General features: G+C 52.7%; 11 protein-coding genes. 5 read left to right on the forward strand and 6 right to left on the reverse strand.

What is annotated here, in order from left to right; genetic code table 11:
• Window positions 1-100: 100 nt before the first annotated feature.
• The 5 genes from rbsB to kup all read right to left on the reverse strand — a co-directional run bounded on the left by rbsB (window position 101) and on the right by kup (window position 5,976).
• Complete coding sequence (gene rbsB, locus I6L74_RS08400) at window positions 101-991, reverse strand: ribose ABC transporter substrate-binding protein RbsB (RefSeq protein WP_059180688.1); 891 nt, start codon at window positions 989-991, stop codon at window positions 101-103.
• A gap of 29 nt (window positions 992-1,020) precedes the next feature.
• Window positions 1,021-1,986: a ribose ABC transporter permease gene (gene rbsC / locus I6L74_RS08405; protein ID WP_015961071.1), complete on the reverse strand. Its 966-nt coding sequence runs from the start codon at window positions 1,984-1,986 to the stop codon at window positions 1,021-1,023.
• Window positions 1,987-1,990: 4 nt separating this feature from the next.
• Entirely contained in the window at window positions 1,991-3,496 is a 1,506-nt protein-coding gene (gene rbsA, locus I6L74_RS08410) for a ribose ABC transporter ATP-binding protein RbsA (protein ID WP_059180687.1), read from the reverse strand.
• A gap of 7 nt (window positions 3,497-3,503) precedes the next feature.
• Complete coding sequence (rbsD, locus tag I6L74_RS08415; RefSeq protein WP_059180686.1) at window positions 3,504-3,923, reverse strand: D-ribose pyranase; 420 nt, start codon at window positions 3,921-3,923, stop codon at window positions 3,504-3,506.
• Window positions 3,924-4,107: 184 nt separating this feature from the next.
• Window positions 4,108-5,976 (reverse strand): low affinity potassium transporter Kup, encoded by a 1,869-nt coding sequence (gene kup, locus I6L74_RS08420; RefSeq protein WP_059180685.1) that lies wholly within the window; start codon window positions 5,974-5,976, stop codon window positions 4,108-4,110.
• Window positions 5,977-6,198: 222 nt separating this feature from the next.
• On the opposite strand from kup, the gene ravA reads away from it, so the two are divergent.
• Complete coding sequence (gene ravA / locus I6L74_RS08425; protein ID WP_059180684.1) at window positions 6,199-7,695, forward strand: ATPase RavA; 1,497 nt, start codon at window positions 6,199-6,201, stop codon at window positions 7,693-7,695.
• Window positions 7,689-9,140, forward strand: coding sequence for an ATPase RavA stimulator ViaA (gene viaA, locus I6L74_RS08430; protein ID WP_059180683.1), 1,452 nt, complete (start codon window positions 7,689-7,691; stop codon window positions 9,138-9,140). The genes ravA and viaA overlap by 7 nt, the downstream gene beginning before the upstream one ends.
• On the opposite strand, the gene asnA is transcribed toward viaA, so the two are convergent.
• Window positions 9,141-10,133 (reverse strand): aspartate--ammonia ligase, encoded by a 993-nt coding sequence (gene asnA, locus I6L74_RS08435; protein WP_059180682.1) that lies wholly within the window; start codon window positions 10,131-10,133, stop codon window positions 9,141-9,143.
• Window positions 10,134-10,283: 150 nt separating this feature from the next.
• Between asnA and asnC the strand changes: the two genes are divergently transcribed.
• From asnC to mnmG, 3 genes are all read left to right on the forward strand, one after another.
• Entirely contained in the window at window positions 10,284-10,742 is a 459-nt protein-coding gene (asnC, locus tag I6L74_RS08440; RefSeq protein ID WP_041689565.1) for a transcriptional regulator AsnC, read from the forward strand.
• Window positions 10,743-10,831: 89 nt separating this feature from the next.
• Window positions 10,832-11,281, forward strand: coding sequence for an FMN-binding protein MioC (gene mioC, locus I6L74_RS08445; protein WP_059180681.1), 450 nt, complete (start codon window positions 10,832-10,834; stop codon window positions 11,279-11,281).
• 373 nt (window positions 11,282-11,654) lie between these two features.
• Window positions 11,655-13,544: a tRNA uridine-5-carboxymethylaminomethyl(34) synthesis enzyme MnmG gene (gene mnmG / locus I6L74_RS08450; RefSeq protein ID WP_059180680.1), complete on the forward strand. Its 1,890-nt coding sequence runs from the start codon at window positions 11,655-11,657 to the stop codon at window positions 13,542-13,544.
• Window positions 13,545-13,558: the final 14 nt, after the last annotated feature.

A 13,558-nucleotide genomic window follows, 5' to 3' on the forward strand; every position in this document is an offset into this window, starting at 1 on the left:
GTGTCCATCTAAGAGCGCCACCGGTTTGACCCGGTGGCGTGTGCCACACTTTTCTTTATTTTGAGTCCCTCAGGCCGTTCTCGACGACCTGAATCGCCTATTACTGCTTGATGACCAGCTTCAGGTCAACGGGATATTTAGCCTGAACCTTTTCGCCTTTCAGCACTTTATCTGCAGTATCAACGCCTGTTGCGCCAATCTGCTCAGGTAACTGAGCGATGGTCGCCGCCAGTTTACCATCGTTTACCGCTTTCTCGCCGTCTGGCGTGCCGTCAAAGCCGACAACCATCACATCTGTTTTACCGGCAGTTTGCAGCGCACGCAGCGCGCCCAATGCCATTTCATCGTTCTGCGCGAAGACTGCCTGCACGTCAGGATGCGCGGTCAGCAGGTTCTGCATCACGTTCAGACCTTTAGTACGGTCAAAGTCAGCTGGCTGGCTCGCCAGTACGTTAAATTTGTGTGCAGCAACGGCTTGCTGGAAGCCTTCACCACGCTCACGCGCTGCGGAAGTCCCTGCGATACCCTGCAGCTCGATAACTTTTGCGCCTTCACCGGCTTTCTTCGCGATGTAGTTGCCGGCGATTTTGCCGCCCAACACGTTATCAGAAGCAATGTGGCTTACCACTTCGCCTTTAGCGGCAACGCGGTCAAGGGTGATAACCGGAATATTCGCCTGGTTTGCCATCTTAACGGCGTTACCTACAGCGTCTGAATCCGTTGGGTTGATCAACAGAATTTTAGTGCCACGCACGGTTAAGTCCTGAACGTTAGCCAGCTCTTTCGCCGGGTTGTTCTGAGAGTCCAGTACAACCAGGTTGTAGCCCAGCTTATCAGCTTCTTTCTGCGCGCCATCCTTCAGCGAAACGAAGAACGGGTTGTTTAGCGTAGAGACCACCAGCGCGATGGTGTCTTTCGCCATTGCGTTAGCACTTACGGTGGCGCTCAGTGCCACAGCAGAAACCAGGATAGCCAGTTTTTTCATATTCATATCAGTGATGTCCTGTAGTGTGTCGTCAGTTACTGTTTTTTGTTGTCTACCAGAACCGCCAGCAAAATCACCACTGCTTTAACGATCATCTGGTAATAGGAAGAAACACCTAACAAATTCAAGCCATTATTGAGGAAACCAAGGATCAGTGCGCCGATCAATGTCCCAACAATGCGACCTTTACCGCCCGCAAGGCTGGTACCGCCCAGCACAACCGCCGCAATCGCATCCAGTTCATAACCCGTACCCGCCGTCGGCTGTGCCGAGGAGAGACGAGCCACTTCGATGATGCCCGCCAGCGAAGCCAGCAAGCCGCAAAGGGAGTAAACGATAATCTTCACTTTGTTAACGCTGATGCCTGACAGACGCGTTGCCGCTTCATTGCCGCCCAGCGCATAAATATAACGACCGAGACGGGTGTGATGCAGCATGTACCATGCGGCCAGGAAGACGATACCCATGATCCAGACCGGGGTTGGAACCCCAAGCGGGCGGCCAATACCAAACCAGCCAAACAGATCGGCATTGTCAGTAAAGCCGGTGTTGACGGGACTGCCGTTGGTATAGACCATCGTGACGCCACGCAGCAGCAGCATCATCACCAGAGTCGCAATAAATGCCTGCACCCGGCCTTTTGCCACAATCATTCCTGTGACAGCACCAATCGCAGCACCCAATGCCAGAGCCGCCGCGATGGCCACCAGCGCGTTCACTTCAATCCCGACAATGGAAGCCGCGACCGCGCCGGTGAGCGCCAGCAGAGAACCGACGGACAGGTCGATACCCGACGTCAAAATCACCAGCGTCATCCCGACGGCCATAATGGCGTTCACCGACGTCTGCTGGAGAATATTGAACAGGTTATTTACGGTAAAAAAGTTTGGGCTCATGGTCGAAACCACCGCGATCAGCACCAGCAGTGCAATCAGCGATTTTTGTTCCAACAGCCATGCCTTAGTGAAATAGCGGCGACCAGAAACAGCCTGGGTAGTCATCTTGTTACTCCTGATTCACGCGATTAAGCTTGCCCACAGCGGCAGCCATCAGAACTTCCTGGGTGGCCTGCTCGCGAGTGAATTCACCGCCGAGATGCCCTTCATGCATGACAATAATGCGATCGCTCATGCCTAATACTTCTGGCATCTCGGAAGAGACCAGAATGATGCTCAGCCCGTCAGCCTTAAACTGGTTGATCAGCTGATAAATCTCTTTCTTGGCGCCGACGTCCACGCCGCGAGTCGGCTCATCGAGGATCAGCACTTTTGGCCGCGTCATCAAACCACGCGCAATCGCCACTTTCTGCTGATTACCGCCGGAAAGCAGGCCGATAGCCTGTTCCATCGAAGGCGTTTTCACATTGAACAGGCGGATAAAATCACTGACCGCCTGCTGTTCATCTTTATGCTTTAAGCCGCCGCCGTTACGACTGAAATAGCGCAGCGCAGTCAGAGACATGTTCTCTTTGACCGACATACCCAGCACCAGTCCATCGCGTTTACGGTCTTCAGAGATATAAACGATGCCGTTTGCCAGCCCATCCTGCGGAGAACGGGTGACAACTTCATGACCGTTAAGCGTGACGTAACCGCTGGTACGCGGCAGCGCACCGTACAGCACTTTCATCAATTCGGTACGGCCTGCGCCCATCAGACCCGCCACACCCAGGATTTCCCCCTGGCGCAGCGTAAAGGAGACATTGTCGACGCCTGGACCGCACAGGTTATCCACCTTCAGGCGGATTTCACCCGGCGCTTTATCCAGTCGCGGATACTGATCTTCCAGCTTGCGTCCCACCATCATTTCGATTAGTGAATCTTCGGTCAGAGAGGCCACCTCGCGCTCGGCAATAAACTGTCCGTCGCGGAACACGGTGACATCATCGCAAATCTCGAAAATCTCTTTCATGCGGTGAGAGATATAAACAATGCCTCGTCCTTGCGCTTTGAGCTCGCGGATGACGCGGAATAAGGAGTCGGTTTCGGTATCAGTGAGCGCATCGGTCGGTTCGTCCATCACGATGACTTTTGACTCGAAGCTCAGGACTTTAGCGATTTCCACCATCTGCTGGTCGCCGATCGAAAGATCGCCCACCAGACGGTCGCTCTTGAAGCGCAGATTCAGTTTCGCCAGCAGTTTGTCGGCTTCAGCATACATCTGCTTCCAGTCGATTTTGCCAAAGCGGCCCACGAATTCACGGCCAAGGAAGATATTTTCTGCAATGGTGAGCTGCGGGATCAGGTTTAATTCCTGATGGATAATGCCGATCCCAGCTTCCTGAGAGGATTTCGGTCCGGTGAAGGTGGTTTCTTTCCCCAGCCACACCAGCGAACCCGCATCGCGTTGATAGATGCCGGTCAGCACTTTCATCATGGTGGATTTGCCAGCGCCGTTTTCACCGACCAGCGCCATCACGCGACCGGCGTAAACATTCAACGCCGCGCCAGAGAGGGCTTTTACGCCCGGGAACGATTTATCGATCCCTTTGAGTTGTAATAATGCGTCCATGACGGCCTCAGAACGTGACGCCAGCACAGAGAATGATATTCGCATACGGGGAACACTCCCCGCTGCGAATCACCGCCTGACTGTCTGCGGTTTGTTGTTTGAACTGTTCATGCGTTGTGTAACGAATTTCAATGGTGTTTCCCTGGTGTTGTTGCAGTTGCTCTATGTGGCCGAGCAACGTTTCGTGGAGTTGCGGATTATGTTGTTTAATTTCCGTCGCGAGAATGGCTGTCTCAACCTGCATCTCCGCCGTCACCACTTCAAGTACCTGCATAAACGAGGGAACACCCTGCGTTAATGCCATATCAATACGCGTTGTGCTGTGCGGAACCGGTAAGCCTGCATCGCAAACCACCAGCGTATCGGTATGCCCAAGACGGGAAATAACCGATGAGATTTCAGAATTGAGTACCGTGCCTTTCTTCATTTTCTTGCTCCACTAGCGAAACGTTTCGCTGAAATAAGTGTAGCCGTAAGAGTGTTCAGAAAACCATCATGACGTAACAGAATTGTGATCAACGTCGAAACGTTTCGCTAAGTAAAATCTGAAGGGAAAAATACAAAGAAAAATGCCGGGTGAGCGTTACGCTTCCCGGCATTCGTGCGGCGATTTAAATCTCGACCTGCGTTCCTAATTCAATCACGCGGTTAGGCGGAATCTCAAACTGATCCGGCGCACGCAGGGCGTTACGTTGCAGAATAAGATACAGCTTGCCGCGCAGGCGCAGATACCATGGCCGTTTGCCGACAATCAGCGACTCGTGCGACATAAAGAACGAGGTCTCCATCATGCGACAGCTCAACCCTTCGAGACCGCAGCGGTGGAAGACCTCTTCCACATTCGGCGTTTCACGCCAGCCGTAGCTTGCGACTACGCGCCAGAACGTCGGGGATAATTGTTCTATCTGCACGCGACGAACGTTATGCACGTACGGCGCATCTTCGGTACGCAGCGTCAGCAAAATCACGCGTTCGTGCAGCACTTTGTTGTGCTTGAGGTTATGCATCAGCGCAAACGGAATCACTTTCTGCGCACGCGACATATATACCGCAGTCCCTGGCACGCGCACCGGCGGTGATTTCTCCAGCGAGGCGATCATCGCCTCAAGAGAGTTACCGTGCTCATGCATGCGACGTAACAGGCGGAAACGCTCGCTTTTCCACGTTGTCATCACGATGAACATCACCAGACCCAGCGTCAACGGCAGCCAGCCACCCGAGACGATTTTATCCAGGTTTGCCGAGAACAATGGCAAATCAATACACAGCAGCCCCACCAGAATCAGCGCCACAAGGAACTTATTCCAGTGCCAGTTCCGATACGCCACGGTGGTCGACAGAATCGACGTAAGCACCATCGTCCCTGTGACGGCAATACCGTACGCCGCCGCCAGATTGCTGGAGTGTTCAAAGCTGACAATCACAATCACCACGGCAACGTAAAGCAGCCAGTTAATGAAAGGAATGTAGATCTGACCGGATTCCATCTCCGAGGTATGAATAATCCGCATCGGCGACAGATAACCCAGGCGAACCGCCTGACGCGTCAACGAGAACACCCCCGAGATCACCGCCTGAGATGCGATAACGGTCGCCAGCGTGGCGATAATCAACATCGGCACCAGCGCCCATTCGGGTGCCAGCAGGAAGAACGGGTTCTTGATAGCCTCAGGGTTTTTCAGCAGCAGCGCACCCTGACCGAAGTAATTCAGTACCAGAGACGGCAGCACGACGGTAAACCACGCGAGGCGAATCGGCAGCTTCCCGAAGTGACCCATATCCGCGTACAGCGCTTCGACGCCGGTAATAGAAAGCACGACCGCGCCGAGGGCAACAAACGAAACGGTTTTGTATTCCAGGAAGAAATGAACCGCCCATGCCGGGTTAAGAGCCTGCAGCACTTCTGGATTGCCAATAATTCCGCGCAAACCCAGTGCCGCCAGGATCAGGAACCAGGCCAGCATAATCGGTGCAAACAGCTTACCGACAAGCCCGGTGCCATGTTTCTGAATCGCAAACAGCAGGGTCAGGACAACAATGGCGAGCGGAACCACCCACGTCTCCAGCTGCGGCGCGATAATCTCCAGCCCCTCGATCGCCGAAAGCACCGAAATCGCAGGCGTAATCACCACTTCCCCATAGAAGAAGCTGCCACCTATCAACCCGATGATCACCAGGAAAGAGGTCATTCTTGCCGACGTGTTACGCCCCGCCAGGGACATCAACGTCAGGATCCCGCCTTCACCGGCGTTATCCGCGCGCATGACGAAAGAGAGATATTTAAGCGAGACCACCAGAATCAGCAGCCAGAAGATGAGTGACAAAAAGCCAAACACGGCGTCACGTTCGACACCAAAACCAAACTGACCGGACAGACATTCGCGAAGCGTGTAAAGCGGGCTGGTGCCAATATCACCGTAGACAACCCCAATCGCCGCAAGCGTTATAGCGCGTAATGATTGCTTATTATCAGTGCTCATAGACTAGTCTTTTCGTTGTAGAACAAATGTGTGCTGAGTCCCTTGGCCCACAAAAAGGCGCACAGTATGCACGATTAATCGCAAGATCGTATCCTTAAATGCAACCGTATTAATTTAGCGCAAAGAAAATAGCGCCGGAGTTCAGTCTATTACCAGCCCAACCCGAAACGTCTATACTCGCATCAAATAGCTGCAACGACAGCGAAAGGACGCAAAACTATTATGGCTCACTCACATTTATTAGCAGAAAGAATTTCCCGCCTCAGCAGTGCGCTGGAAAAAGGCCTTTTCGAGCGTAGCCATGCGATTCGCTTGTGTTTGTTGGCCGCATTGAGCGGTGAAAGCGTCTTTTTATTGGGCCCTCCCGGCATCGCAAAAAGCCTGATCGCCCGCCGCCTGAAGTTCGCCTTTCAAAATGCACGCGCCTTTGAGTATTTGATGACTCGCTTCTCCACGCCGGAAGAGGTGTTTGGCCCGCTGTCGATTCAGGCGCTCAAAGATGAAGGGCGCTATCAGCGTTTAACGGCCGGTTATCTCCCCGAAGCCGAAATCGTTTTTCTGGATGAGATCTGGAAAGCCGGTCCCGCCATCCTGAATACGCTGCTCACCGCCATCAACGAACGACGTTTTCGCAACGGCGCATTTGAAGAAAAAATCCCGATGCGTCTGCTGGTGGCCGCATCCAATGAACTGCCGGAAGCAGATAACAGCCTTGAGGCGCTGTATGACCGCATGCTGATTCGCCTGTGGCTGGACAAGGTGCAGGACAAATCCAATTTCCGTTCGATGCTCGTGAGCCAGCAGGATGAAAATGAAAATCCGGTTTCGCCTTCGTTACAGGTGACCGACGAAGAGTATCAACAGTGGCAGCAGGATATCGGCAAGATAAAGCTGCCCGATTCCGTGTTTGAGCTGATCTTCATGCTTCGCCAGCAGCTGGACTTATTGCCGTCAGCACCCTATGTGTCAGACCGTCGCTGGAAAAAAGCCATTCGCCTGTTGCAGTCGAGCGCGTTATTTAGCGGGAGAGACGCCGTCGCCCCAATCGATCTTATCCTGCTGAAAGACTGCCTGTGGCACGATGCTGAAGGCATGAATCTTATGCAGCAGCAGCTGGACGTTTTGATGACCGGGCACGCGTGGGGGCAGCAGGCGATGCTTAATCAGCTGGGCGCTATCACTCAACGACGCATCCAGCTTCAACAGCAGCAAAGTGATAAAACAGCGCTTAAAGTCAGCCGCCTCGGCGGGATGTTCTCACGTAAACCTCACTATGAACTCCCCGCAGAACTGACAGAGACGTCGCTGACGCTTCTTCTGCAACAGCCGCTGAAACTCCACGATATGCAGGTGGTGCACATCACCCTGGAGCGCGAAGCGCTGGCGCAGTGGCTAGATAAAAGCGGTGAGATCCGCGGGAAGCTAAACGGGATCGGTTTTGCGCAGATCCTGAATATGGAAGTGGATACCAGCCTGCATTTGGTGATCCGCGATGTCAGTCTGCAAGGATCGCGTCTTGCCCTGCCAGGCAACGCGGCCGAGAACGTTCCGGAAGAGATCAAACAGCAGTTGGAAGCGCTGGACACCGAGTGGCACCAGCAACATACGCGCTTCAGCGAGCAACAAAAATGCCTCTTTGTTCATAGCGACTGGTTGGGTCGTATCGAAGCCAGCTTGCAGGATGTCAGCGCGCAGATTAAACAGGCGCGTCAATGCTAACGCTGGATACGCTGAATGTGATGCTGGCTGTAGGAGAAGAAGGGCTGATCGAAGAGGTCGTAATCACCTTACTGGCTTCTCCGCAGCTGGCTGCTTTCTTTGAAAAATTTCCCCGAATTAAAAAGGCTGTTACCGACGACCTCCCGCGCTGGCGCGATAGCCTGCGCAGACGTCTCAAAGAGACAGAAGTCCCGCCTGAACTGACGGAAGAGGTGGTGTGCTATCAGCAGTGTCAGCGGTTATCCACACCACAATTCATTGTTCAATTGCCGCAAATTCTGACGCTGCTCGATAAAGTTCACTCGCCTTATGCGGCTCAGGCCCGCAAGCTGGTAACGGACAACGCAACGTTTACCCCTGCGTTGCATACCCTGTTTTTGCAGCGCTGGCGGCTCAGTCTGGTGGTACAAACCACGTCCCTTAATCAACAGCTTCTGGAAGAAGAACGTGAACAATTGCTCAGTGAAGTTCAGGAACGCATGACGCTGACCGGGCAACTGGAACAGGTGCTGGTGGAAAATGAAAATTCTGCCGGACGTCTTTGGGATATGAGCGCGGGAAAAATCAAGCGCGGTGATTATCAGCTGATTGTGAAATACGGTGATTTTCTGACACAACAACCCGAACTCATGCAGCTCGCAGAACAGCTTGGTCGATCCCGAGAAGCCAAGTCCGTGCCGAAAAAAGACGCCCCGATGGAAACCTTCCGCACGCTGGTGCGCGAGCCCGCCACCGTACCTGAGCAGGTGGATGGATTACAACAGAGTGACGATATTTTACGTCTGTTGCCGACCGAACTGGCGACGCTCGGCATCACCGAACTGGAATATGAATTTTACCGCCGGCTGGTGGAGAAACAGCTGCTCACCTATCGCCTGCAGGGTGAATCCTGGCATGAAAAAATCAGCCAGCGCCCGGTCATTCATCAGGATTTTGATGAACAACCTCGCGGACCCTTTATTGTCTGCGTTGATACCTCTGGCTCAATGGGCGGTTTCAACGAACAGTGCGCTAAAGCGTTTTGTCTGGCACTGATGCGCGTCGCCCTCGCTGACCGGCGTCGCTGTTTTATTATGCTGTTTTCCAGTGAAGTCGTGGGCTACGAGTTAACGGCTGAACAAGGTATCGAACAGGCGATCCGCTTTTTGAGCCAGCGCTTTCGCGGCGGGACGGATATCGCCAGCTGTTTTCGTTCCATCATCGAACGAATGCAGGGCGGAGACTGGTATGACGCCGACGCGGTAGTGATTTCTGATTTTATTGCCCAGAGATTGCCGGACGACGTAGTAGCAAAAGTGAAGTCATTGCAGCGAGATCAACAACATCGCTTTCATGCTGTGGCGATGTCTGCACATGGAAAACCCGGGATCATGCGCATTTTCGATCATATCTGGCGCTTTGATACCGGGTTACGTAGCCGTCTTATCCGACGCTGGAAACGCTAATTAAAGAAGAGAATCCACGCTCGCACGCACCTGCTGTGGCCATACACCACACTGAACCTGGCCGATATGGGAAAGTTGCAGGAGCAACATCGTTAAACGAGACTGACCAATACCGCCGCCGATCGTCTGCGGCATTTCGCCGCGCAGCAGCGCCTGGTGCCACTCGAGTTTCAGGCGATCTTCATCACCCGTCACCGCCAGCTGACGCTTAAGCGCATCGGCATCCACGCGGATCCCCATTGAAGAAAGCTCAAACGCGTCTTCCAGAATCGGGTTCCACACCAGAATATCGCCGTTCAAACCCGCGCGTTCGCTTTCACCTGAGGTGCTCCAGTCATCATAATCCGGCGCACGAACGTCATGACGTTTGCCATCGGACAGTTTGCCCCCGATACCGATGAGGAATACCGCGCCCAGCTCTTTTGCGATCGCACGTTCCCGGCCTTTTGCATCAAGATCCGGGAAACGACTTAGCAGATCCTGACTGTGAATAAAGTGGATCGTGTCTGGCAGGAACGGTGCCAGACCGAATTCTTCACTGACGGCAGCTTCAGTCGCTTTAATTCCCGCATAAATCGCTTCTACGGTAGATTTCAGCGTACCGACATGGCGCTCGCCATCGCCCATCACGCGCTCCCAGTCCCACTGGTCAACATAGACAGAATGAATGGCTGTCAGGCGGTCTTCATCGGGGCGCAGGGCTTTCATGTGCGTGTAAAGCCCTTCGCCCGCGCTGAAGTCGTGTTGCCCTAACGTTTGACGCTTCCATTTCGCCAGTGAATGAACCACTTCGAACTGGGCATCTGGCAACGTTTTCACTTTGACCTGTACCGCTTTTTCGCAACCAGACAGGTTATCTTGCGTTCCATCACCTAGGCGGCTGAGGATCGGTGCCTGAACTTCAATCAGGCCCAGCTTCTCTTCAAGCTGACGTGAAAAATGGGATTTAACGAAGCTGATCTGGCGTTGTTTTACGATGTAAGCGGTTTTCATTTTTATACTCCTGCGTCCTGTTGATATTGATTAAGCAACAAAAACGGGCATCAATTCAATAATCCAACAACAAAAAGCCACGTTCACTTTTGATTCGATAAAATAAGACGCTAGAATAGAGTGATTACTCATTCTTCATAAGAAAAAACGATGGAAAATTATCAGATCGATAATCTGGACCGCGGCATCCTCGAAGCATTAATGGCGAATGCGCGCACCGCTTACGCCGAACTGGCAAAACAATTTGGCGTTAGCCCCGGCACGATTCACGTTCGTGTAGAGAAGATGAAGCAGGCCGGGATCATTACCGGGGCGCGTATTGATGTGAGCCCTAAACAGTTGGGTTATGACGTGTGCTGCTTTATTGGCATTATTCTGAAAAGTGCGAAGGATTATCCGTCAGCGCTGGCAAGACTCGAGAGCCTGGAAGAAGTGACAGAAGCCTATTACACCACTGGCCACTACAGCATCTTTATTAAGGTCATGTGCCGATCGATCGACGCCCTGCAACAGGTACTTATCAACAAGATCCAAACAATTGATGAAATTCAGTCCACCGAGACACTGATCTCCCTGCAAAACCCGATCATGCGCACCATCCGCCCTTAACAGGGCATTTTAATCACCACATTTTCCACAGGTAGATCCCAGCTCACTCACAGCGTACAATGATCCCCTCTTTATATGAGCGAGCGATCATGGCAGATATAACTCTTATCAGTGGCAGTACTCTTGGCGGCGCGGAATACGTTGCAGAACATTTGGCCGAAAAGCTCGAAGACGCTGGTTTTTCGACCGAAACGCTGCACGGGCCGTTACTGGAAGATCTCCCCACTGATGGGATTTGGCTGCTGATCACGTCGACGCATGGCGCTGGCGACATCCCGGACAATCTGCAACCTCTCTATGATGAGCTACTTGAGCAGCAACCGAACCTGACCGCCGTACGTTTCGGTGCCGTGGGTATAGGTAGTCGCGAATATGACACGTTTTGCGGTGCAGTTGAGAAAGTAGAAGCCGCGATCAAGTCCTGCGGTGCAAAACAGATCGGTGAAACACTGAAGATCAACATCCTCGATCACGATATTCCAGAGGATCCGGCCGAAGAATGGTTGGGTGAATGGAAAAATTTACTCAAAAACGATTAAAGATCACGCGATCAGATGTGTATAAGTCTGGTTAAAAGCTTGGATTAAGCGGTAGTTATCCAATGTATAACGCTTGCTTCCTTTTTGAGCTGTGGATAAAGTCACGATCTAACCCCAGCTTATACTGTCCAGGATCACCGATCATTCACAGCAAACGATCCTTTCTAACGTTATGATCTTCCTGATGAGATCCCGCTTATCCACAGAAACGTGCGATCCTAATAAGAGATCATAGTAAAACAGATCTCTAAATAAGAAGATCTTCTTTTTAATAGCCAGGATCCCAGTGCTTTCTCGAAAGACTAAACTTGAGTAGAATCCACGGCCCGGGCTTAAATCCATTTTCAAACCGCTTTACGCAAGGCAGGAAAGCATGTTTTATCAGGATCCTTTTGACGTCATCATCATTGGCGGGGGTCATGCAGGCACTGAGGCCGCTATGGCCGCAGCGCGTATGGGTCAACAGACCCTGCTTTTGACACACAATATCGACACGCTGGGACAAATGTCCTGTAATCCGGCGATTGGCGGCATTGGGAAAGGACACCTGGTAAAAGAAGTCGATGCCCTCGGCGGCTTGATGGCGAAAGCGATCGATCATGCTGGAATCCAGTTTAGGATACTAAACGCGAGTAAAGGGCCGGCCGTTCGTGCCACCCGTGCTCAGGCCGATCGTGTGTTATACCGGCAGGCGGTGCGTACTGCGCTGGAGAATCAACCCAACCTGATGATCTTCCAGCAAGCGGTTGAAGATCTTATCGTTGAAAACGATCGGGTTGTCGGTGCAGTGACCCAAATGGGGTTGAAATTCCGTGCCAAAGCGGTTGTGTTAACGGTGGGGACTTTCCTCGACGGCAAAATTCATATCGGTTTGGATAATTACAGCGGTGGCCGTGCTGGCGATCCGCCATCCATTTCGCTCTCCCGTCGTTTACGCGAGCTGCCGCTGCGTGTTAATCGCCTGAAGACCGGTACGCCGCCGCGCATCGACGCGCGCACTATCGATTTCAGCGTGCTGGCTCAACAGCAGGGTGACACGCCCATTCCTGTCTTCTCGTTCATGGGCAATGCTGCTCAACATCCTCGACAGGTGCCGTGTTACATCACGCATACCAACGAGAAAACCCATGATGTGATCCGTAATAATCTCGATCGCAGCCCGATGTACGCGGGAGTGATCGAGGGGATCGGTCCACGCTACTGCCCGTCGATCGAAGACAAAGTGATGCGTTTTGCCGATCGTAACCAGCACCAGATTTTCCTGGAGCCGGAAGGCCTGACGTCCAACGAAATTTATCCGAACGGCATCTCCACCAGCCTGCCGTTTGATGTTCAGATCCAAATCGTTCGTTCGATGCAGGGCATGGAAAACGCGAAAATTGTGCGTCCCGGCTACGCGATTGAGTACGATTTCTTCGACCCTCGCGATCTGAAACCGACGCTGGAAAGCAAATTCATTCAGGGTCTGTTCTTTGCCGGTCAAATTAACGGGACAACGGGTTACGAAGAAGCCGCTGCCCAAGGGTTGTTGGCAGGCTTGAACGCCGCACGTTTTTCTGCCGAAAAAGAGGGCTGGGCGCCGCGTCGTGATCAGGCTTACCTTGGGGTTCTGGTTGACGATCTCAGCACCATGGGCACAAAAGAGCCGTACCGTATGTTTACCTCTCGCGCGGAATATCGTCTGATGCTGCGCGAAGATAACGCCGATTTGCGTCTTACCGAAATGGGGCGTGAGCTGGGTCTGGTTGATGACGAACGCTGGGCACGCTTCAACGAAAAGTTGGAACGTATCGAAACCGAACGTCAGCGCCTGAAATCTACCTGGGTGAATCCGTTAGCCGAGTCCGTTGCCGAAGTGAATGCTCACTTAGCAGCGCCGCTCTCCCGTGAAGCGAGCGGTGAAGATCTGTTACGTCGTCCCGGCATGACTTACGAACAGCTGGTTCAGATGACGCCATTTGCACCAGGCCTCGACGATGCTGAAGCGGCTGAGCAGGTTGAAATTCAGATCAAATACGAAGGTTACATCGCGCGTCAGCAGGATGAGATCGAAAAACAGCAGCGCAACGAAAATACGCTGCTGCCAGAAATGCTGGATTACCGTCAGGTGACGGGGTTGTCTAACGAAGTGATCGCCAAACTTAACGATCATAAACCCGTTTCGATCGGTCAGGCATCGCGTATTTCTGGCGTTACACCTGCAGCCATTTCCATTCTGCTGGTCTGGCTGAAAAAACAAGGTATGCTGCGCCGCAGCGCTTAAGTCTATGATAATCG

Origin of the sequence: Lelliottia amnigena, assembly GCF_019047465.1 — a bacterium.
In the GTDB taxonomy this organism is placed as follows: domain Bacteria; phylum Pseudomonadota; class Gammaproteobacteria; order Enterobacterales; family Enterobacteriaceae; genus Enterobacter; species Enterobacter amnigenus.